General features: G+C 67.6%; 15 protein-coding genes, 1 tRNA gene and 1 pseudogene. 5 read left to right on the forward strand and 12 right to left on the reverse strand.

The annotated features are described in order from the left end of the window. Positions 1–8 precede the first annotated feature (8 nt). The 7 genes from rpmE to argS all read right to left on the reverse strand — a co-directional run bounded on the left by rpmE (position 9) and on the right by argS (position 9,139). Positions 9–221, reverse strand: a complete 213-nt coding sequence (gene rpmE, locus G6N07_RS13560; RefSeq protein WP_085188635.1) for a 50S ribosomal protein L31 — start codon at positions 219–221, stop codon at positions 9–11. 214 nt (positions 222–435) lie between these two features. After that, positions 436–2,406 (reverse strand): transcription termination factor Rho, encoded by a 1,971-nt coding sequence (gene rho, locus G6N07_RS13565; RefSeq protein WP_085188633.1) that lies wholly within the window; start codon positions 2,404–2,406, stop codon positions 436–438. A gap of 292 nt (positions 2,407–2,698) precedes the next feature. Beyond that, entirely contained in the window at positions 2,699–3,643 is a 945-nt protein-coding gene (thrB, locus tag G6N07_RS13570) for a homoserine kinase (RefSeq protein ID WP_085188661.1), read from the reverse strand. A gap of 12 nt (positions 3,644–3,655) precedes the next feature. Continuing rightward, positions 3,656–4,738: a threonine synthase gene (thrC, locus tag G6N07_RS13575; protein ID WP_085188631.1), complete on the reverse strand. Its 1,083-nt coding sequence runs from the start codon at positions 4,736–4,738 to the stop codon at positions 3,656–3,658. Further along, entirely contained in the window at positions 4,735–6,069 is a 1,335-nt protein-coding gene (locus G6N07_RS13580) for a homoserine dehydrogenase (RefSeq protein ID WP_085188629.1), read from the reverse strand. Before G6N07_RS13580 ends, thrC begins: the two co-directional genes overlap by 4 nt. After that, the gene (lysA, locus tag G6N07_RS13585; RefSeq protein ID WP_085188627.1) at positions 6,066–7,490 is read right to left on the reverse strand and encodes a diaminopimelate decarboxylase; all 1,425 of its coding nucleotides are present in this window, start codon (positions 7,488–7,490) and stop codon (positions 6,066–6,068) included. The genes G6N07_RS13580 and lysA overlap by 4 nt, the downstream gene beginning before the upstream one ends. Beyond that, a complete protein-coding gene (argS, locus tag G6N07_RS13590) occupies positions 7,487–9,139 on the reverse strand; it encodes an arginine--tRNA ligase (protein ID WP_085188625.1) in 1,653 nt (550 codons plus the stop codon). Before argS ends, lysA begins: the two co-directional genes overlap by 4 nt. 102 nt (positions 9,140–9,241) lie before the next feature. Between argS and G6N07_RS13595 the strand changes: the two genes are divergently transcribed. The 3 genes from G6N07_RS13595 (at position 9,242) to G6N07_RS13605 (ending at position 11,878) form a co-directional block, all read left to right on the forward strand. Continuing rightward, a tRNA-Arg gene (locus G6N07_RS13595) sits at positions 9,242–9,314 on the forward strand. Positions 9,315–9,933: 619 nt separating this feature from the next. Then, positions 9,934–10,950, forward strand: coding sequence for a PP2C family protein-serine/threonine phosphatase (locus tag G6N07_RS13600; protein ID WP_235849583.1), 1,017 nt, complete (start codon positions 9,934–9,936; stop codon positions 10,948–10,950). Between the two features lie 445 nt (positions 10,951–11,395). Next, positions 11,396–11,878 carry a hypothetical protein gene (locus G6N07_RS13605; RefSeq protein WP_085188623.1) on the forward strand — a complete coding sequence of 161 codons (483 nt, stop codon included), beginning with the start codon at positions 11,396–11,398 and terminating at the stop codon, positions 11,876–11,878. Positions 11,879–12,061: 183 nt separating this feature from the next. Here the strand turns inward: G6N07_RS13605 and G6N07_RS13610 are convergent, their stop codons facing one another. The 5 genes from G6N07_RS13610 to cysD form a co-directional block, all read right to left on the reverse strand. After that, positions 12,062–13,432 carry an MFS transporter gene (locus tag G6N07_RS13610; protein ID WP_085188621.1) on the reverse strand — a complete coding sequence of 457 codons (1,371 nt, stop codon included), beginning with the start codon at positions 13,430–13,432 and terminating at the stop codon, positions 12,062–12,064. A 115-nt stretch (positions 13,433–13,547) separates the two neighbouring features. Continuing rightward, complete coding sequence (locus G6N07_RS13615; protein WP_085188619.1) at positions 13,548–14,048, reverse strand: Rrf2 family transcriptional regulator; 501 nt, start codon at positions 14,046–14,048, stop codon at positions 13,548–13,550. 30 nt (positions 14,049–14,078) lie between these two features. After that, positions 14,079–14,813 carry a 3'(2'),5'-bisphosphate nucleotidase CysQ gene (locus tag G6N07_RS13620; protein ID WP_085188617.1) on the reverse strand — a complete coding sequence of 245 codons (735 nt, stop codon included), beginning with the start codon at positions 14,811–14,813 and terminating at the stop codon, positions 14,079–14,081. After that, positions 14,810–16,666, reverse strand: coding sequence for a sulfate adenylyltransferase subunit CysN (cysN, locus tag G6N07_RS13625; RefSeq protein ID WP_085188615.1), 1,857 nt, complete (start codon positions 16,664–16,666; stop codon positions 14,810–14,812). Before cysN ends, G6N07_RS13620 begins: the two co-directional genes overlap by 4 nt. Beyond that, positions 16,666–17,595, reverse strand: coding sequence for a sulfate adenylyltransferase subunit CysD (gene cysD / locus G6N07_RS13630; protein ID WP_085188613.1), 930 nt, complete (start codon positions 17,593–17,595; stop codon positions 16,666–16,668). The genes cysN and cysD overlap by 1 nt, the downstream gene beginning before the upstream one ends. Before the next feature lie 225 nt (positions 17,596–17,820). Between cysD and G6N07_RS13635 the strand changes: the two genes are divergently transcribed. Together G6N07_RS13635 and G6N07_RS13640 are read left to right on the forward strand one after the other, a co-directional pair. Then, positions 17,821–19,611: an HNH endonuclease signature motif containing protein gene (locus G6N07_RS13635; RefSeq protein ID WP_163784197.1), complete on the forward strand. Its 1,791-nt coding sequence runs from the start codon at positions 17,821–17,823 to the stop codon at positions 19,609–19,611. Further along, positions 19,503–20,687, forward strand: a pseudogene (locus tag G6N07_RS13640) (IS3 family transposase). The gene G6N07_RS13635 and the pseudogene G6N07_RS13640 overlap by 109 nt, the downstream one beginning before the upstream one ends. Positions 20,688–20,693: the final 6 nt, after the last annotated feature.

Genomic DNA, 20,693 nt, shown 5'->3' on the forward strand with positions numbered 1-20,693 from the left:
AGTGGTGGCTACTTGTTGCGCTTGCCGTAGCGCTTCTCGAAGCGTGCGACACGGCCGCCACTGTCGAGGATCTTCTGCTTGCCGGTGTAGAACGGGTGGCACTGCGAGCAAACCTCGACGACGATGCTTCCGGTCTTCTTGGTGCTGCGTGTGGTGAACGAGTTGCCACAGCCGCACTGGACCGTGGTCTCGACGTAGTCAGGGTGAATACCCGTCTTCATTGGTGTCCTCTTCGATCATGGCCGCCGGGTCGCCCGCTCATGACCTGCGCTGAGATGGGCGTGAACCGGAACCGAGGGTATGACTAGCGGTCAATTATGCCAGGTCGACCGCCAACAGCCTAAACACGCGGGAGGACGGGGCTATTCCGGCCGGACAGGGCCAGCACGCTGTCGTGGATCGAGGCGCTGACCAGGAGCCTTCCCGGAAATCAAATCAGTCGTGGTCCGCCAACCCAGGCGCGGTCTTGGAGACCTGCACCAGGAACTCGTAATTCGTCTTGGTCTTGCGCAGCTGGCTCATCAGCAGGTCGATGGCCTGATGGCTGTCGAGACCGGACAGCACCCGGCGCAGCTTATGCACGATCGCGAACTCGTCCGGGCCGAGCAGCAGCTCGTCCTTGCGGGTGCCCGAGGGGTTCACGTCGACGGCCGGGAACACCCGACGCTCGGCGATCTTGCGATCCAGCTTCAGCTCGGCGTTGCCGGTGCCCTTGAACTCCTCGAAGATCACCGTGTCACCGGTCGACCCGGTCTCCACCATCGCGGTGGCGACGATGGTCAGTGAACCGCCCTCCTCGATGTTGCGCGCGGCGCCGAGGAAACGCTTCGGCGGGTACAGCGCGGTCGAGTCGACACCACCGGACAAGATTCGGCCCGACGCAGGCGACGCGTTGTTGTACGCACGGCCGAGACGGGTGATCGAGTCGAGCAGCACCACGACGTCCTTGCCCTGCTCCACCAGGCGCTTGGCGCGCTCGATGGCCAGCTCGGCGACCGTGGTGTGGTCGGACGGCGGCCGGTCGAAGGTGGAGGCGATGACCTCACCCTTGACCGAACGTGTCATGTCGGTGACCTCTTCCGGACGCTCGTCGACGAGCACCACCATCAGATGGCATTCCGGGTTGTTGCGGGTGATCGCGTTCGCGATGTCCTGCATGATCGTGGTCTTACCCGCCTTGGGCGGCGACACGATCAGCGCCCGCTGCCCCTTGCCGATCGGCATGATCAGATCGATCACACGGGTGGTCAGCTTGTCCGGAGAGGTTTCCAGGCGCAGCCGCTGGTTGGGGTACAGCGGGGTCAGCTTGCCAAATTCCGGACGCTTCCTGGCGTCTTCGACCGGCCCGCCGTTGACGCTGTCGAGGCGCACCAGCGGATTGAACTTCTGACGCGAATTCTGGCCGCCGCCTTCGCCTTCCTTGGGCACCCTGACTGCACCGGTCACGGCATCGCCGCGGCGCAATCCGTTCTTGCGCACCATGTTCATCGACACGTAGACGTCGTTCGGCCCGGGTAGATAGCCCGACGTGCGGACGAACGCGTAGTTGTCGAGGACGTCGAGGATGCCCGCGACGGGCTGGACGACGTCGTCCTCGCGGATCTCGGTGTCGCGATCGCCACCGCCGCCGCTCTCGCTGCCACGTTCGCCGCGACGCCTGCGGTCGCGGAACCGGCGTCCGCGCCGGCCGCCGCGGCCGTCGCCGTCGTCGTCCCCGTCGGCGTTGTTGCCGCTGTTGCTGCTGTTGCTGCTGTTGCTGCTGTTGCTGCTGTTGCCGTTGTTCCGGTTGCCCTGGCCCTGATGCTGGTCGGTGTCGGACCGGTCTTCGGACCTGGTGTCGGACTGATCGCCCCTCGGGCGATCCGACCGGCGCTGCGCAGCCTTGGGCTGCTCGCCGTCGGACTGCTCCGCGGGCTGCTCGGCCCTGGTCCGGCCGTTCTTGGGGCGTTCGGTCTTCTGCTCCGCGACGACCTGCTCGGCGGCGGGCTGCTCGGCAGTGGGCTGCTCGGTGGCGCTGGCTTCGGCGGCGCCGGCCTGGCGGGACGCGCCACGACGCTCGCGGCGCGGCGGCGTCTGCTCGGCTGCGGCGGCGGTGGCGGTGTTGTCGCCCTTCGAACCGTTACCTTCGCCGCGGCGCTCGCGAATTGCGGCGATCAGTTCGCTCTTGCGCATGCCCGAGGCACCTTCGACGCCGATCTGCCGCGCCAGGGCGCGCAGTTCCGGCAGAACCATCGAGGTCAGCGACGTGGCGCGGTCACCCGAAGCGACGTCGGCGGTAGGGGCGGTCTCCGCGGTCGTCGTGGTGACGGCCGGGCTCGCCGACGCTGTAGAAGTTTCAGTGTTCACGATGTTCGGCAACTCTGTTCGCTCAGCGCTGTCGGCCGTGAAGAGGTCCGTATCGGTCACGGATTTCCTTTCTTTCCCTCGCTGATTTCGTATGAGCGAGGGCTCAAAATGTCCTTGACGTTCAGCCGATCCGCCGAACGCGAAGGTTCCACCGTCGCCTGTGCAACGATGATCGCCGGGATCCGCCGCCGTGGGGCGAACCGTCGGTCCACGAGTGAAACACGGGAAAGATGAGGGTCGACCTAGTGTCGGCGCAGGCAGAGACGCTGCAATTGCTGGACGAAAGCGAGAATAGCCCGCTTACGTGCTGGACGCAAGAAACCTCCGCAACTCGCGGGAGGTGTGTCCGCCCTCAGCTGTGGGCGGCGACGCCGGTTGACCAGCGCACACCGTCCCCCACGGCCATCTCGGCGATGGTGAACCCGTTCGCGGCGCCGAACTCGACTGCCTCGGCGGGCAGTTCGGGCTCGGTGCCGAGTGCGATCACTGCCGGCCCTGCGCCGGACAGCACCGCCGCTACACCACAACCGCGCAGGACCCGCATCAATTCCGCCGACGCGGGCATCGCCGCCGCGCGCTGGGGTTGATGCAGGACGTCCTCGGTGGCGGCCATCAGCAGGTCGGGACGTTCGGTCAGCGCCACCACCAGCAGCGCCGCGCGGCTGAGGTTGAATCGCGCGTCGGTGTGGCTGACGGTCGCCGGGAGCAGCATCCGGGTCTCGGCAGTCGAGGACCGCTGTTGCGGGATGGCCGGGAACAGGTGGATGTCGGGATGTACCCGCAACCGCGCGGCCGCGTAGCGGGCCTGCGCGCCCACGCCGTCGGTCCAGGTGACGACGGCCCCGCCCAGCACGGCGGCTGCGGCGTTGTCCGGGTGGCCTTCGAACGTCGACGACAGCTGGATCAACTGCTCCACCGTGACCGGTGCCCAGTCAGCTTGGCAGACAAGAGAATTTGCGGCAGCGAGGCCGCCGACGACGGCCGCCGCCGACGACCCCAGCCCACGGGAGTGCGGGATGGCATTGCGGCACCGCACCACCAGCCCGGGCGCGACGCACCCGGCCGCCCGCAGACCGGCTTCGATCGCCCGCACCACCAGGTGCGAGGAGTCCAGGGCAACCTGGCCGGCGCCCTCCCCCTCGACCGTGACGGTCAGCCCCGATTCGACTGTCTCAACGACGATCTCGTCGTAGAGGCTGAGCGCCAAGCCGAGGCTGTCGAAACCGGGGCCGAGGTTGGCACTCGACGCCGCCACCGTGGACGTCGCCGTCAGCCCGGCGGGAAGAGTCTGCGTCACCGACACGTCCTGTCAGACCAGATCCAGTTCGGCGGCGACCGCCACCGGGTCGACCGCCAGGGGCGTGACCGCCGGCATACCCCTGAGCGCGGTGTCGGGGTCCTTGAGTCCGTTGCCGGTGACCGTGCACACCACGGTCGAGCCCTTGGCCACCCAGCCGTCTTCGATCGACTTCAGCAGCCCGGCGACGCTCGCCGCCGATGCCGGTTCGACGAAGACGCCTTCGGTGCGCGCCACCAGGTGGTACGCCGCCAGGATTTCCTCGTCGGTGGCGGCCAGGAACCGGCCGCCCGACTGCTGCTGGGCCTCCACCGCCGACGCCCACGACGCCGGTGCGCCGATGCGGATCGCGGTGGCGACGGTCTCCGGGTTCTTCACCGGCTCGCCGGTCACCAGCGGCGCGGCCCCTGCCGCCTGGATGCCCAGCATGCGGGGCAGCCTGTCAGACACGCCGTCACGGTGGTACTCGCTGTAGCCCTTCCAGTACGCCGTGATGTTTCCCGCGTTGCCGACCGGCAGGGCGTGCACGTCCGGTGCGGTGCCCAGGACGTCGACGATCTCGAAGGCGGCGGTCTTCTGGCCCTCGATGCGGAACGGGTTGACCGAGTTGACCAGTGCGACGGTCGGGAAGTCGGCGGTGAGCTTGCGCGCGAGTTCGAGGCAGTCGTCGAAGTTGCCGTCGATCTGGATGATCTTGGCGCCGTGCATGACCGCCTGGGCCAGCTTGCCCATCGCGATCTTGCCCTGCGGGATCAGCACCGCACAGGTGAGGCCCGCGCGGGCCGCGTACGCGGCCGCCGACGCCGAGGTGTTGCCCGTCGACGCACACAGCACGGCCTGCTTCCCGCTGGCCGCCGACTCGGTCACGGCGACCGTCATCCCGCGGTCTTTGAACGAACCGGTCGGGTTGAGCCCCTCGACTTTGAGATGCACTGTGCACCCAGTCAATTCGCTCAACCGCTTGGCATGCACCAGCGGTGTCCCGCCCTCGAGCAGGGTGACCGGCGTCCAGTGAGCACCGATGGGAAGCCGATCGCGGTAGGCCTCGATCAGGCCGGGCCACGGCCGGTGCACTGCGTTCACGGGCGTGCTCATTGGCTCGTTCCTTCCATGCGCAGCACGCTGTTGACGCTCTGCACGACGTCGAGTTCGGCTAGCGCCGAGACGGTTTCGGACAGCGCCGCGTCGGTCGCGCGGTGCGTGACAACGACGATGCGGGCTCCGCAGGGCTGTCCGCCCTCGTCGACGACACCCTCCTGGCGTACCTCGGCGATGCTGACCTCACGCTTGCCGAATTCGGCCGCAACCGAAGACAACACACCCGGACGATCGGCGACGTTCATGTTGACGTAGTACCTCGTGGGGATGAGCCCGATAGGCGACACCGGCAGCTTGGCGTACTTCGACTCTCGCGGCCCGCGGCCGCCCTGGACCCGGTTGCGCGCGGCCATCACGAGGTCGCCCATGACCGCCGAGGCGGTCGGCGCGCCACCGGCGCCCTGGCCGTAGAACATCAGCCGGCCGGCCGCCTCCGCCTCGACCACCACGGCGTTGAAGGCGCCGTTGACCGATGCCAGCGGATGGTCGAGCGGAACCAGCGCCGGATAGACCCGCGCCGAGACGCGCTGCTGACCATCGGTGACCAGCCGCTCACAGATCGCTAGCAGCTTGATCGTGCAGCCGAGCGCGTGGGCGGATTCGAAGTCTTCGGCGGTGACCCGCGTGATGCCCTCGCGGTAGACGTCGTCGGCCGTCACCCGGGTGTGGAACGCGATGGACGCCAGAATGGCCGCCTTGGCCGCGGCGTCGTAGCCCTCCACGTCGGCGGTCGGATCGGCCTCGGCGTATCCGAGCGCGCTTGCGTCGGCCAGTGCGCTGTCGTAGTCGGCGCCGGTGTCGTTCATCGCGGACAGGATGTAATTGGTCGTGCCGTTGACGATGCCGGCGACCCTCAGCACGCTGTCACCGGCCAGCGACTGGGTCAGCGGCCGGATCACCGGGATGGCACCGGCCACGGCGGCCTCGAAGTACAGGTCGACGCGGGCGGCCTCGGCGGCTTGGGCCAGCTCACCCGTCGACTGCGCCATCAGCGCCTTGTTGGCGGTCACCACCGACTTGCCCTGTTCGAGCGCGGAGAGGATCGCCTTGCGCGCCGGTTCGACCGGTCCCATCACCTCGACGACGATGTCGACGTCCTCACGTGAGACCAGTTCCTCGATGTTGTCGGTGAGCAGCTCGGCTGGCACACCCCGGTCGTCGGCCACCCGGCGCACACCGACCCCGCGTAGCAGGAGGGGGGCGCCGACACGCGCGGCGAGGTCGGTCGCGCTGTGCTCGATGATGCGGACCACTTCGCTGCCCACATTGCCGAGGCCGAGGACGGCTACGCCGACCGGTTTGTCGCCTACGGATTTGTCACTGTTCATTGACCACTCACTTCCAGACTCAACAGATCGTCGACCGTCTCGCGGCGCAGGATCAGGCGCGCGTGCCCGTCGCGCACCGCCACCACCGCGGGGCGGCCGATCAGGTTGTAACGGCTCGACATCGAATAGCAGTAGGCGCCGGTCGCGGCGACCCCGAGCAGATCACCCGGAGACACGTCGCCGGAGATCCAGGCGTCGCGCACGACGATGTCACCGCTCTCGCAGTGCTTGCCGACCACCCGGCTCAGCGCGGGGTCGGCGTCGCTGACCCGGGAGATCAACCGGACGTCGTACTCGGCGCCGTACAGCGAGGTGCGGATGTTGTCACTCATCCCGCCGTCGACGCTGACGTAGCGCCGGTACCGGTCGGACGCGACGGCGACGTCTTTGACGGTGCCGACCTGGTAGAGCGTGATCGTGCCCGGTCCGGCGATGGCCCGGCCAGGCTCGACCACCAGCTTCGGGGTGGGCAGGCCGACGGCGGCGGACTCCGCGCCCACGATGGCGCCCAGCTTGGCCGCGAGGTCGGCGACCGGTGGCGGATCGTCCTGCGGCAGATAGGAGATACCGAGCCCACCACCGAGGTCGACGGTGGACATCTGTGCGGTCTTGTCCACGCCGAACTCGGCGACGACGTCACGCAGCAGGCCGATCACCCGGTGCGCGGCGATCTCGAATCCCGCGACGTCGAAGATCTGCGAGCCGATGTGGCTGTGCAGACCGACCAGCCGCAGGTGGTCGGTCTCGAACACCCGGCGCACGGCCGCCATCGCGGCACCGCTGGTCAGCGACAGTCCGAACTTCTGATCCTCGTGCGCGGTCGAGATGAACTCGTGCGTGTGGGCTTCCACACCGACGGTCACTCGCACCAGGACGTCCTGGACCACCCCGGCCCCGGCGGCGATCTCGTCGAGGCGCTCGATCTCGATCATCGAGTCGACCACCACGTGACCGACACCGGATTTCACCGCGAGGGTCAGTTCGTCGAGAGACTTGTTGTTGCCGTGCAACGCGATGCGCTCGGCCGGAAAGCCGGCATGCAGGGCGACGGCGAGTTCTCCGCCGCTGGCGACGTCGAGCGCCAACCCCTCCTCGTCGATCCAGCGCGCCACCTCGGTGCACAGGAACGCCTTTGCGGCGTAACGCACGTACTCGCCGCCACCGAACGCATCGGAGATCTCCCGGCACCGGGAGCGAAAGTCGTCCTCGTCGACGACGAAGACCGGCGTGCCGAACTGAGCGGCGATGTCGGTGATCGACACTCCGGCGATCGACACCACGCCGTCAGCGCCGCGAACCGCGTTGCGCGGCCAGACGTTCGGGGCGATTCGCAGGACCTCGTCGGGGCCGGCCGGACGCGGCGGCGCGCCGCCGTGGTGGACCTCTTCGGCATGCCGGGGGCCGGCGGGGTGGGCGTTCACATCCGCTCCGGAGCGCTCACGCCGAGAATCGCCAGACCGTTGGCGACCACCTGGCGGGTCGCCTGGCACAGCGCCAGGCGGGCCGAGTGCAGGTCGGACGGCTCTTCGTCACCCTGCGGCAGCACACGGCAGGAGTCGTAGAACCGGTGGTAGTCACCGGCGAGGTCCTCGAGGTAGCGGCACACCCGGTGTGGTTCGCGCAGCGCGGCCGCCGACTCCAGCACCCGCGGGAACTCGCCCAGGTTGCGGATCAGGGTGCCCTCCTTGTCGTGGGTGAGCAGGTCGAGGTGGTCGGTACGCACCACGACGCCGAGGTCGGCCGCGTTGCGGGCCAGCGCCGAGAGCCGTGCGTGGGCGTACTGCACGTAGTAGACCGGGTTTTCGTTGGACGCCGAGGACCACAGCGCAAGGTCGATGTCGATCGGGGTGTCCACCGACGAGCGGATCAGCGCGTAGCGGGCGGCGTCGACACCGATCGCCTCGACCAGGTCGTCAAGGGTGATCACCGTTCCCGCGCGCTTGCTCATCCGCACCGGTTGGCCGTCGCGGACCAGGTTGACCATCTGGCCGATCAGCACCTCGACGGTGTCCGGATCGTCACCGAGCGCCGCTGCGGCCGCCTTGAGCCGGGCGATGTAGCCGTGGTGATCCGCTCCGAGCATGTAGATGCACAGGTCGAAACCGCGCTGCCGCTTGTCCAGGAAGTAGGCGAGGTCACCGGCGATGTAGGCGGGGGCGCCGTCGCTCTTGATGACGACGCGGTCCTTGTCGTCACCGAAGTCGGTGGTGCGCAGCCAGGTGGCGCCGTCCTTCTCGTAAATCGCGCCGTTCTCCCGCAGGCGGGCAATAGCCTCCTCGACGCGTCCGCTGGTGTGCATGGAGTCTTCGTGGGTGAAGACGTCGAAGTCCGTGCCGAACTCGTGCAGCGAGGTCTTGATGTGGTCGAACATCAGGTCAACGCCGATTGCTCGGAACGCCTCGCGCATCCGGTCGTCGGGCAGCTCCAGCGCACCGGGATCCTTGGCCAGCACCTGCGCGGCGATGTCGCCGATGTAGCTGCCTGCGTAGCCGTCCTCGGGGGTGGGTTTCCCCTTCGCCGCCGCGATCAAGGAGCTGACGAACCGGTCGATCTGCGCGCCGTGATCGTTGAAGTAGTACTCCCGCACCACCGCGGCGCCCTGGGTGGCCAGCAGCCGGCCGAGCGCGTCGCCGACGGCGGCCCACCGGGTACCGCCGATGTGGATGGGGCCGGTCGGGTTGGCCGAGACGAACTCGAGGTTGATGTTGCGGTCGGCCAGCGCGGTGGAGTGCCCGTAGCGCTGTGCGGCGGTGATGATTTCACCGACGATCACGTTCTGGGCGGCGGCCTCGATGCGCAGATTGACGAAACCCGGACCGGCCACGTCGGCGGACGAGATGCCGGGGGCGGCGGTCAGCGCCTCGGCCAGCCATCCCGCCAACTCGCGGGGGTTGGCGCCGACCTTCTTACCGAGCTGCAACGCCAAGTTGGTGGCGTAATCGCCGTGCTCGGGATTGCGGGGACGCTCCACCGTGACGGTCGCGGGCAGTGCGGCGGTGTCCAGGCCGCGCTCGGTCAACACAGCGGTCGCGGTGGTGCTGAGCAAGTCGGCGAGGTCGGCGGGTGTCACGGGGGTCCATCCTATGGTCTGCGGTGGTCAGTGCCCGAATCCATTCCGCGGCTCCCGATGCGTTACGCTGTGCAGGCCCAATGGCGCGGCACATCTGAACGCGCCCCCGTAGCTCAGGGGATAGAGCGTCTGCCTCCGGAGCAGAAGGCCGCAGGTTCGAATCCTGCCGGGGGCACCCAAAGACGAGATCCGCTGGTACGGTCTCCGGCGACTAACTGACTGCGGCCCCCGGATCGAGTGGCTCAGTCGCCCGCGTCGCATTCATCAGCATGTAAAAGTGAGCGAGTGAATCCCGATAAGGGGGCGGCGGGAGATCAGCGGGTTCACTCCGACAAGCCGGCCGTCGTCTTCGTCGTCGCCTGCCTACTCGCCGTTCTCGTCGTCGGCTGGCTCTCGCTGGTGACCCAGCCGACGGCACTGGCCTCGACGGCGTGGTGGCCCGTCGCTGATCCTCAGAGGTCGGCACGATCGCCTGCCGCGCCTGTCTGCACCGCGCGACCTCGGTCGGTTACTGGTGGCCGTCACTTCCGCGGCGGTGGTCTACGACCTCGTCGGCGCCGGAGCCACCTACCTGCTCGCCGACTCCACCGAGGCGTGAATCCGGCTGGTGACGTCGGCGCCGAAACATGCTGCCGGGATGCTGCTGCTGGTCCCGCTGTTCATGGACCTGCCCAATCGCCCGCGGCACGCCGGGCGGGCGGAGACAGTCGCGCAGGTCTGGCAATCGCCGTCATCGCCTCAGCGGCAGCGCGTACGGCACCGGACCGTTCGCCTTCAACCTCCTGGCGCCGGAGATGGACAACCTCGTCCTGCAGGTCTTCGAGCTCTCGATGGTGGTCGTCTTCCTCTCGCTCTCGCTCTCGCTCGCTGTGGGCCAGGAGCGGGCCACCGCGCGGCGGCTCAACGAGAGCGAGGAACTGTTCCGCCGGATCTTCGACACGTCAGTCGCCGGGATGGTGATCGCCACCCGCCACGTCACCGGCTGGAAGGTATTGCGCGCCAACCACTCTGCGATGGCCATCATCTCCGGACTGCTCGTCCGCCGCCTGGAGCAGGAGGAACTCGAACGCGCCGCCGAAGTGCGGCGCGCTCTCCTGCCGGGGACGCTCCCGCCCACACCAGGCTGGAGTTCGGGTGCGGCTTCGGTGCCGGCGAGGCAGGTCGGTGAGGACTTCTACGACATTCGGGTCGAGGTGCCGCACGCCGTCCGAGCCGTGGCGACCAGGGCCGCGCTGCGGACCAACGACCCGCAGCTCAGTCCGTCGGCCGCCATGAGCCGCGTGGCCGGCGTCGTCGACCACGACCTGCAGCGCACCAGCGCGTTCATCACCCTGACCTACGTGCTCGTCGACCTCGTCACCGGGGACTTCCGCTTCGCCGACGCCGGGCACAGGCTGTGCTTTGTCGTCCGGACCGGTTCACATCACGTCGAGCGGGCGGCCTCCAACGGTCTGCCGATCGGGCTGGACAGCGGCTGGGACGAGCGACACGGAGCCCTCCAGCCCGGCGACGCGCTTCTCCTCGTCAGCAACGGCGTGATGGATCTGTGGGGCGGCACCGTCGAGCAGCCGTCGGATGCCGTGGCCGAGTGCGCGCCGCAGCATGGCACCAGCCCACAGGCGCTGGTCGACGCCCTGTGTGCGCGCGAACGGGGATCTGGACCGCGACGACGTGACGGCCGTCGTACTGCGGCGCGACCTGATGCACGCCGGTCGCGAACGTCCGCCTCATTCGCCAGGCTCGTCGAGCATCTCCGGGGATTGCGGGAGCAGTTCGTAGAGGTGGGCCCGGCGTCGCCAGCTCGGTCATGAGCTACGCCATCTGACCCGCCGAATGCCGTTCGGGCAGGCCGAGCGGGATCGCCGGTCCAGTGCGGAGGCCAGGCCCGGTGGTCGTGCCCTGGTCGTGCCCCGACGGCCACAGCTTCCGGAACCCGTATGACGTCCAGTCCGCCGGATCTCGAATTCCTCGTTACAAGCCTCGACGGCGAAGACCCATGCCTCGGTATTGCCGATTCGCTGTCGCTCGATCCCCCGTAGTGTTTTGCGGCTCAGCAATACTTCACAACACCGAGCGTGTTTGCCAGCGCAACGTTCCCCGCCCAAGTGTGTGTCGCTAGCGCATTTCCGCAGCTGCCGGCGGTGGTTCGGCCTGCTAAGCAAATACGGCCTATACGTCCGCAAAGGCGAGTAAGCCAACGCACAATTTGCTCGAAAGGGATACGATTTATTTGATTTTCTATCCGAGGGGTTGAACGTGGATTTCAAACGAGTACTGGCCGGGGCATCGATCGTCGGTGTCGTGGGCCTTCTGGCCTGGTTCCTGGGCGCGGGGGTCGCTTCAGCAGAACCGGTCGCCGCACCAGAATGTGCCGATCCGGCCATGTGTGAGCGGGCCCCGGAGGAGCAGCCTGCGGAGAAGAAGAACACCGCGGAGAAGGCGCCGATCCAGATTCCCGAGGCGTGGTCCCGCGAGGTCGCCAAGAACGTGGCCAACCTGCCGTCGGCGGTCGAGGCGAACGGCAGCGTCCCGATCTCAGTCGGCCTGCCCGACGTGGTTCCCGACATCGGGCTCAGCGTGCCGTTCAACCTCCACGCGCCGGCTCTGCCCGGGGTCGGCCTGCCTGCCGTCGGCATGCCGAGCGTGAACCTTCCGGCGCCGAAGCTAGGGCCGCCGACCAACCCGCTCAATCTCGGCCCGCCGAGCAACCCGTTCAAGCTGCCGACGATCGGCTTCTGATCCGGCGCTGACCAGGCGATCGTGGCCGTGTCGGAGATTGAGTTCGACGCCATTTGCAGCCGGATCCGCATGGCCGGCAGCACCGCGGGGTGAGCCACCACGACGGGGGCCGCGGCGGTCTACTAGCAGGAACCCGCGCGGGGCACTACCTCGAGATCATCACCCGGCCTACAGGTCGGGCTCCTAGATCTTCTGGTAAGGGACCGGATCCGGCGCATCATCGGTGCCGGGCGTGACGGTGCCGTTGATCGGACAGCGGGTGGTCTCCGGGACCTTCATCAGGGCGAGTGCACCTATGACGCACGCGGTCATCATGTAATAGGCCGGGAACAGCACGTCGCCTGTGCGGTTGGTGAGCCACTCGTTCACCGCCGGGGCGGTGCCACCGAAGATCGACGTCGACACGTTATAGGCGATCGCGAAGCCGGCGTAACGCACCTGGGTGGGGAACATGGCCGGGAACGTCGCCGAGATGGTCGCCAGCTGCGGTACGTAGAGCAGTCCCAGCACCGCGAACCCGATCACCGCCCCGGCCAGGTTCGTGCCCATGAGCAGGAACATCGGGACACCCGCCACGAAGAGCCCGACGAGCGAGAACCACCACAGCGGCTTGCGCCCCACCCGGTCGCTGAGCAGACCGACGAACGGCACGAAGACCATCATCGCCAGCATGCCGATGATCGGCACGAACAGTGATTGGTCGGCCGACAGCCCGATCTGGGTCTCCAGGTAGGTGGGCATGTAGCTGAGGAGTGTGTAGTTGACGACGTTCAACGCGACGACCATCCCGCCGAGCCGCAGGATGGGCCGCCAATAGCGGGCGAGGAGATCCCGGAATTGTGCGGTGGCCTGGTCCTCGTTCTGGCCCTTCTCCTCGAGTTCGCGGAAGACCGGGGTGTCCTCGAGCCGCGACCGCAGGTAGACCCCGATCAAGCCGAGCGGCGCGGCGAGCAGGAACGGCAGCCGCCACCCCCAGTCGTGCATCTGATCGTCCCCGAGCATCAGGGAGAAGCTCAGCATGAGAAGCGCGCCGACCGCGAATCCGCCGAGCGTCCCGAACTCGAGGAAGCTACCGAGCATTCCGCGGCGACGGCTAGGGGCGTATTCGGCCATGAACGTCGCGGCGCCGCCGTACTCACCGCCGGTGGAGAAACCCTGGACCATCCGCAACAGGACCAGTAGGAACGGCGCCCACATCCCGATCGCGGCGTAGGTGGGAACCAGCCCCACACAGAACGTCGCGCCGGCCATCAGGATGATCGTGATCGCCAGCACCCTCTTGCGGCCCAGCCGGTCGCCGAGCGGACCCCAGATGAAACCACCCAGCGGCCTCACCAGGAAAGAGACGGCGAACGTCATCAGCGCGAGCAGCGTCGCGCGCCCCGCTTCTCCGGGGAAGATCGCCGCGGAGATGTAGCTGACGCCGTATGCGTAGATGCCGTAGTCGAACCACTCGGTCGCATTGCCGATCGCCGATGCGGCGATCGCCTTCCGAACTGTTCCCGGATCTGGGTGGCCGTCGGCGGTCGTCGGTCGATCATCTTCGGAAGCCATTGGGTCCTCTCGGTGGCCGGCAACCGACGTTACCGCTCCGCGGTCCGGCCACCCAGACGCCGGGCCGGCCCGTCGGATCGATCGGAACCCACCACGACGGCACCGATGGCTTGAATCAGCTCGGGCGCAGGCCATTCGAGCCCGCGCGGTAATGGCCGCGCTTGTGCTCCTGGTCGAGGTAATCACCGGCCATCGACGCCACATGTTCGGGCAGGGCACCCGAAGCCACGTCGGCCAGGCTGGTCTGTTCGAGCACCGAACGCATGCTGGCCCGCAACGCGCGCCACACATCGGTCAATGCGGCGGTCGGCCCCGAGTACGGCAGATCACCGAGGCCGATGTCGCGCACGCTGGCAAGCGGGCCGTCGATGCAGCGCAGCACGTCGGCGATGCTGATGTCGGCGGCCGGCCGGGCAAGTTCGTACCCGCCGTCGCGGCCGCGCTGGCTGCGCACCAGCCGGTCGGTGCGCAGATCGGAGAGGATGTCGACGAGGAACTGCCCCGGAATACCCTGGGCTTTTGCGAGGTCGTCGGTCTTGACCAGCACGCCGTCCTCGACGGTGGCCAGTTGCACCATCGCCCGGACGGCATATTCCGCCTTGGCCGACATCCGCATGAACCCAGGCTAGTCGCCCGGTCGGCCAGCCTACTCAGCGCCGGTGACCGCCAGTACCGCCTCGGCCAGTTCCGGCCGGCACACCACCAGGTCGGGCAGCGTGGGATCGTCGCGGTTGTAGACCAGCGGTGAGCCGTCGATGCGGGAGCAGTGCAGTCCGGCGGCGCGGGCCACCGCGACCGGTGCGGCCGAATCCCATTCGTACTGTCCACCTGCGTGCACGTACACGTCCGAAAAGCCCTGTATGAGCGAGGCCACTTTGGCTCCGGCCGAACCCATTTCGACCAGGGTACCGCCGAGTTTGTCGCGCACCGCGAGCGCAATCGCGGGCGGCCGGGTGCGCGACACCACGATCCGCGGCGGCCCGTCGAACCGCATCGGAGCGGCGACGTCGGGTGTCGCCAGCGTGGTGTTCTGCGCGGGCAGCGCGACGGCCCCGGCCACCAGCTCACCGGACTGCCACAGCGCCACATGCACAGCCCAGTCGTCGCGGCCGAGTTCCGAGAATTCCCGGGTGCCGTCGAGCGGGTCGACGATCCACACCCGCTGCGAACGTAGCCGCACGGGGTCGTCGGCGCCCTCCTCCGAGAGGACCGCGTCACCGGGCCGCTGCTCGGCGAGCTCGGCCGTCAGGAAATCGTGAGACCGCTTGTCGCCAGCGGCTTTTCGCTCGTCGACCGAAGCGTCGGCGAACTCCGCGCGCACATCGAGCAGCAGGTCACCGGCCCGGGTGGCGAGCCGAGCGGCCAGTCCGTGGTCGTTCACCGGCCGCGGTCCAGCATGTCGATGACCTGCTGGGCGAGGTCGTCGACGTCGCGGTCGGGGGTCAACCGCAGATCGGGGGTCTTCGGCCGTTGATACGGGCTGTCGATCCCGGTGAAGTGGGTGATCTCCCTGGCGCGCGCCTTGGCGTAGAGGCCCTTGGGGTCGCGCCGCTCGCAGTCCTCGAGCGGCGTGTCGCAGAACACCTCGAAGAAGTCGTAACCCTGGTCGACGTGTACCGCGCGGGCCAGTTCGCGGTGCTCGGTGAGCGGGCTGATCGCCGGCACCAGCACAGTCAGGCCGGAATCGGCCATCAGCGTGGCGATGTGGGCGAGTCGCCGCAGATTCTCCGCGCGGTCGGCCATCGAGAAGCCGAGGTCGGCGTTGAGGCCGTGGCGCACGTTGTCGCCGTCGAGAACATAAGCCGGACAACCCCGTCGGAGAAGCTTCTGCTCCACCCGCATCGCCACTGACGACTTCCCGGAGCCCGACAGCCCGGTGAACCAGACGGTGCGGCCCCTCGACAGCCGGTCCTTCGCGCTGACCAGCGGCTGTTGTCGCACGGTGTTCGGGGTGGCGGTCCGGTTCGCGACGGGGCTGGTGTCGCGGACCATGCCCGCGGCTACGGTGCCGTTGGTGTCGGGGTCGATCAGGATGAAAGAGCCGGTTGCGGCGTTGCGCGAGTACTCGTCGAGCAACAACGGCTGCTGGGTGCGCAGCGTGACCCGGCCGAGTTCGTTGAGCTTGAGCGCGGTGGCCGACTTGTCGCGGTGGAGCGTGTTGACGTCGAGGCGGTAGTCCAGCGACGCGACGCGGGCCCGGGTCGTCCTGGTGGTGTGCTTGACCAGGTATTCGCGCCCGGGTTCGAGCGCCGAGGCATCGGCCATCCAGCACACCGTCGCGTCGAACGCGTTCGACACGTGCGGCTGGTTGTTGACGCGGGCGATCAGGTCGCCGCGGCTGATGTCGATGTCGTCGGCCAGGCTGACCGACACCGCCATCGGCGGGAACGCCTCGGTGACCGGACCGGTCGGTGAGTCGATCGCGGTGATGCTGCTGGTCTTACCGCTGGGTAGCACGACGATCTCGTCGCCGACCCGCATCACACCGCTGGCCACGGTGCCGGCGTAGCTGCGGTGGTCGGCGTGGTCGCGGGTCTGCGGGCGGATCACGTACTGGACCGGAAAGCGGACGTCGGTCAGGTTGCGGTCACCGGCGATGTAGACCTCTTCGAGGTGGCTCAGCAGCGCCGGCCCGTCGTACCAGGGGGCCTTGTCCGATTTGGTGACGACGTTGTCGCCGAGCAGCGCAGACATCGGGATGGTGGTGACGTCGTGGATGTCGAGGCGTGCGGCGAACGCGTGGAACTCGTCGCGGATGTCGTTGAACTTCGCCTGATTCCAGTCGATCAGGTCCATCTTGTTGACCGCGAGCACGATGTGCTGCACACCGAGCAGCGACGCCAGGAACGCATGCCTGCGCGACTGCTCGAGCAGCCCGTGGCGGGCGTCGACGAGCACGATCGCCAGCTGCGCGGTCGAGGTGCCGGTGACCATGTTGCGGGTGTACTGGAGGTGGCCGGGGGTGTCGGCGATGATGAATTTCCGCTTGGCCGTGGCGAAGTAGCGGTACGCGACGTCTATCGTGATGCCCTGTTCACGTTCGGACCGCAGACCGTCGGTGACCAGGGCGAGGTCGGTGTAGTCGTTGCCGCGTTCCTTGGAGGTGCGCTCGACGGCGGCCAGCTGGTCCTCCATGACCGCCTTGGAGTCGTAGAGCAGCCGGCCGATCAGGGTCGACTTTCCGTCGTCGACAGAGCCGGCGGTGGCGATGCGAAGCAGCGTCGTCGTGCTCATCAGAAATAGCCCTGTCGCTTGCGATCTTCCATCCCGGCCTCGGAGATCCGGTCGTCGGCGCGGGTCGCGCCACGTTCGGTCAGCCGCGACACCGCGGTCTCGGCGATGACGGCCTCCACGGTCGACGCCGTCGATTCGACGCAGCCGGTGCAGGTGACGTCACCGACGGTGCGGAACCGCACACTGGCCTCGAAGACCTCTTCGCCGTCGTGGGGCTGCATGAACGGATGGACGGCCAGCAGCATGCCGTCGCGCTGGAACACCCGACGGGTGTGCGCGTAATAGATGTCCGGCAGCGTGATGCCCTCCGCGCCGATGTAGGCCCAGATGTCGTACTCGGTCCAGTTCGAGAGTGGGAAGACGCGGATGTGCTCGCCGGTGCGGTGCCGGCCGTTGTAGAGGTTCCACAACTCCGGCCGTTGCGCCTTCGGGTCCCACTGGCCGAACTCGTCGCGGAAGCTGAACACCCGCTCCTTGGCGCGGGCCTTCTCCTCGTCGCGGCGGGCCCCACCGAAGGCGGCGTCGAAACGGTTCTCGCGGATGGCGCGCAGCAACGTGACGGTCTGAAGCGGGTTGCGCGACGGCCCGTTGTCGACCACGCGGCCGGCGTCGATGTCCTCCTGCACCGACGCGACGACCAGACGGACGCCGTTCTCGGCGACCAGGCGGTCGCGGGTGTCGATGACCTCGTCGAAGTTGTGGCCGGTGTCGACGTGCATCACCGGGAACGGCAGACGGGCCGGCGCGAATGCCTTGATCGCCAGGTGCAGCATGACGATCGAGTCCTTGCCGCCGGAGAAGAGCAGTACCGGCCGCTCGAACTCGGCGGCGACCTCGCGGATGATGTGGATGGCCTCGGCCTCCAGCGAGCGCAAATGGCTCAGCTCGTACTGGCCCGGCTCCGGTGCGGCTACCTGAGCGGCTGTCATCGGATTCCTTGTTAAGTTGGCTGATTCTGCCCAATTTACCTTGATAGCGGGAAGGTACCGGGGGGGCGGCGGTGATGTCAAGAAGCGTGCGGCCGTGGCCACGGCGTGGACTGTCCTGTCGGAGGCAAAGCGGCGGATTCCCGATCTCCCGCCCGACCTCGCGAGCATCTTCGGTCAACGGGGTTGTCGGGGGTCTTGTCACCCCGTCCCGGTAGTATCGAACGTATGTTCGATACTGTGTTCGCGGGGCTGGACGAGTCCGCGCTGATCGCTGCGATCGGGCAGTCCGCGCGTGAGGAGGCGCAGGCCGGGGCGCGGAAGTTCGCCGCGATCGCGCAGCTGGCGCATCTGAGCGTCACCGAGGACCAGGAACATGACCACTGGGTCTACGACTCCTGGGCTGCGGCGGCATCCGAGATCGGGGCCGCGTTGAACATCGGACACAAACGGGCATCGGGGCAGATGCGGATCGCGGTCGCGTTGCGCGACCGGCTGCCCCGGATCGCGGCGCTGTACCTGCAGGGCCGGTTGAGCACCCGGCTAATCTGCGAGATCACCTGGCGTACCCGCCTCGTCGAGGACACCCGGGTGCTGGCGCTGCTCGACGCCGCGCTGGCCGGCCAAGCGCAGCGGTGGGGGCCGTTGTCCGACGAACGGTTGACCCGCGCGGTCGACGCGGTGATCAACCGGTATGACCCGGATGCAGTCACCCGAGCCAAACAGGTCCTCACGACCCGCGACTTCCGGATCGGGACGCTGCAGGACCCCGACGCGCTGGTCACGGTCTGGGGTCAGCTGCTCGGCTGTGACGCTGAGGTGCTGTCCGCCCGGATCACCGCGATGCTCAAAGGGGTCTGCGACGACGACCCCCGCACCATCGGCGAGCGGCGCTCATGCGCGGTGGGCGCCATCGTCTCAGGCCACGATCACCTACCGTGCCGGTGCGGATCACCCGACTGCCCGGCGTCAGCGCCGACCAGCTCCAATGTCGTCATCACGGTGATCGCCGATCCGGCCGCCGTCGAGGCCGCCCAGCAGCTGATCGCCGCCGAGGACCGCGCACAACAAAGCCAGCAGGCCCACAGAGCCGAGCCCGCCCCCGGACCGTTTCGTCAAGATGAATCATCGGCGCCGGGATCCGACTCGGTAGCCGACCCCCAGCCAAACCCCGAGCCCGACCCGGAAGTGCCTAATCCTCGTCCTTGCGACCAGGACTCGGGCGTGGCCTTGCTGCCCGGCGCGACGATCCTGCCGATCGCGGCGTTGGCCGAGGCAATCCGCAACGGCGCGGCGATCAAACAACTCTGGCTACCCGGCGCCGATCCCGAACCGCACTACCGCCCCTCGGCCAAGCTGGCCGCGTTCGTGCGCGCCCGTGACCTGTTCTGCCGATTCCCCGGCTGCACCGTGCCTGCCCAACGCTGCGATATCGACCACGTCGTGCCCTGGCCCCACGGGCCCACCCACGCCTCCAACCTGAACTGCACATGCCGCACCCACCACCTGGCGAAAACGTTCTGGAACGGCTGGCGCGACGAACAATCACCCGACGGCACCGTGACCTGGACCACCCCAGCCGCCCAGCGCTACACCACCGTGCCGGCAAGCCGACTATTGTTCCCCCGCTGGAACACCACCACCACCGAGCTACCGCCGCTGACCCCACCCCCGCCCGACCCCGACCGCATCACCAAGATGCCGAAACGACGACACACCCGCACCGCCCAGAACACCACACGCATCAAAGCCGAACGCAACCACAACGCCGCCCAACGCGCCGCCGCGCGAGCGAAGGCACACCACACGGCCACCGCGCAACGACCGCCACCGGCGCCGCTGCCTGGCGTGCCTCCCACTTTCCGGACTGCGGACCAAATAGGGTCCGAGCCGGAAAGGAATGAAGGGAATTGGCGAAGAAATACCAGAAATTCTCTCCAGAGTTTCGTGAGGAAGTCGTCAAACTCGTGGTGGAGGGGCAACAGCCTATCGCTAAGGTCGCTCGTGAACATGGGCTGAGTGAGACGACTGTCGGCAATTGGGTGCGCAAATACCGAGAGGAGCGCGCCGGGGACGAGCCGCCGCTGCAATTGTCAGAACGCGCGCGGCTCCGCGAGTTGGAACGAGAGAACCGGGAAATGGCGATGGAACTCGCCTTCCTGAAAAAAGCGGCAGCGTACTTCGCGAGGGAGCAGCGGTGAGCGAGAAATACGCGCTCATCGCCGCGGAGCACGCCGCCGCGCACGTCGCCGAGGCTCCCACCGTCGCCCAGATGACCCGCTGGCTGGGCGTGTCCAAGAGCGGCTATTACGAGTGGGCCGCGCGCCCGCCCAGTACGGCCGAGAAGCGCCGGGAGGAACTCAAGATCAAGATCGCCACGTTGTTCGACTCATTCGACGGCGCCTATGGGTATCGGCGCATCCACGCCGAGTTGGTCCGCGCCGGCGAACACGTCGGGGAAGAGTTGGTGCGAAAGCTGATGCGTGAGCTGAACCTTGTTGCGGTGCAACCGAAACCGTACAAACGCACCACAATCCCGGGTAAGCCCGAGCAGGCGGTGGCCGACCTGGTGGCCCGCGATTTCACCGCCGATAAGCCGGGGTTAAGTGCGTCGGCGACATCACCTACATCAAGACGTGGGAAGGCTGGCTGTATGTGGCGACAGTCATCGACTGCTTCAACAAAGAGGTGATCGGCTATGCCATGGCCGAGCACATGCGCACTGAGCTGGTCACCGACGCGCTGGATATGGCGGCCCGCAACCACCAGCTGGAGCAAGATTGCATTATGCATTCCGATCGCGGCACCCAATATATGTCTGCCGAGTATTCCGCCACGCTTAAGGAGTTCGGGCTGCGGCAATCGGTGGGCCGCACCGGGGTATGTTGGGATAATGCGCTCGCGGAATCGTTTTCGCGAGTTTGAAGAATGAGCGGGTCCACCACATGGTGTACCCGACCCGGAAGGCGGCGAAGGAAGATATTGCACGCTACATCGAATTGTTCTACAATCGACGCAGAATTCATTCCGCACTCGGCTATCGGACACCGCACGAGGTCCGCATCGAGTACATGAATTCACAGCTCGCAGCGTAAATGGAT

The organism is Mycolicibacterium doricum, from assembly GCF_010728155.1.
Classification (GTDB): Bacteria; Actinomycetota; Actinomycetes; order Mycobacteriales; family Mycobacteriaceae; genus Mycobacterium; species Mycobacterium doricum.

Excerpts from the sequence above, each read along its gene's own strand:
- thrC (WP_085188631.1), bottom strand. The coding sequence starts at position 4,738 with ATGAGCACGCCCGTGAACGCAGTGCACCGGCCGTGGCCCGGCCTGATC.
- G6N07_RS13610 (WP_085188621.1), bottom strand. The coding sequence starts at position 13,432 with ATGGCTTCCGAAGATGATCGACCGACGACCGCCGACGGCCACCCAGAT.
- cysN (WP_085188615.1), bottom strand. The coding sequence starts at position 16,666 with ATGAGCACGACGACGCTGCTTCGCATCGCCACCGCCGGCTCTGTCGAC.
- G6N07_RS13615 (WP_085188619.1), bottom strand. The coding sequence starts at position 14,048 with ATGCGGATGTCGGCCAAGGCGGAATATGCCGTCCGGGCGATGGTGCAA.
- G6N07_RS13600 (WP_235849583.1), top strand. The coding sequence starts at position 9,934 with ATGGACAACCTCGTCCTGCAGGTCTTCGAGCTCTCGATGGTGGTCGTC.
- cysD (WP_085188613.1), bottom strand. The coding sequence starts at position 17,595 with ATGACAGCCGCTCAGGTAGCCGCACCGGAGCCGGGCCAGTACGAGCTG.
- G6N07_RS13580 (WP_085188629.1), bottom strand. The coding sequence starts at position 6,069 with ATGAACAGTGACAAATCCGTAGGCGACAAACCGGTCGGCGTAGCCGTC.
- rpmE (WP_085188635.1), bottom strand. The coding sequence starts at position 221 with ATGAAGACGGGTATTCACCCTGACTACGTCGAGACCACGGTCCAGTGC.
- G6N07_RS13635 (WP_163784197.1), top strand. The coding sequence starts at position 17,821 with ATGTTCGATACTGTGTTCGCGGGGCTGGACGAGTCCGCGCTGATCGCT.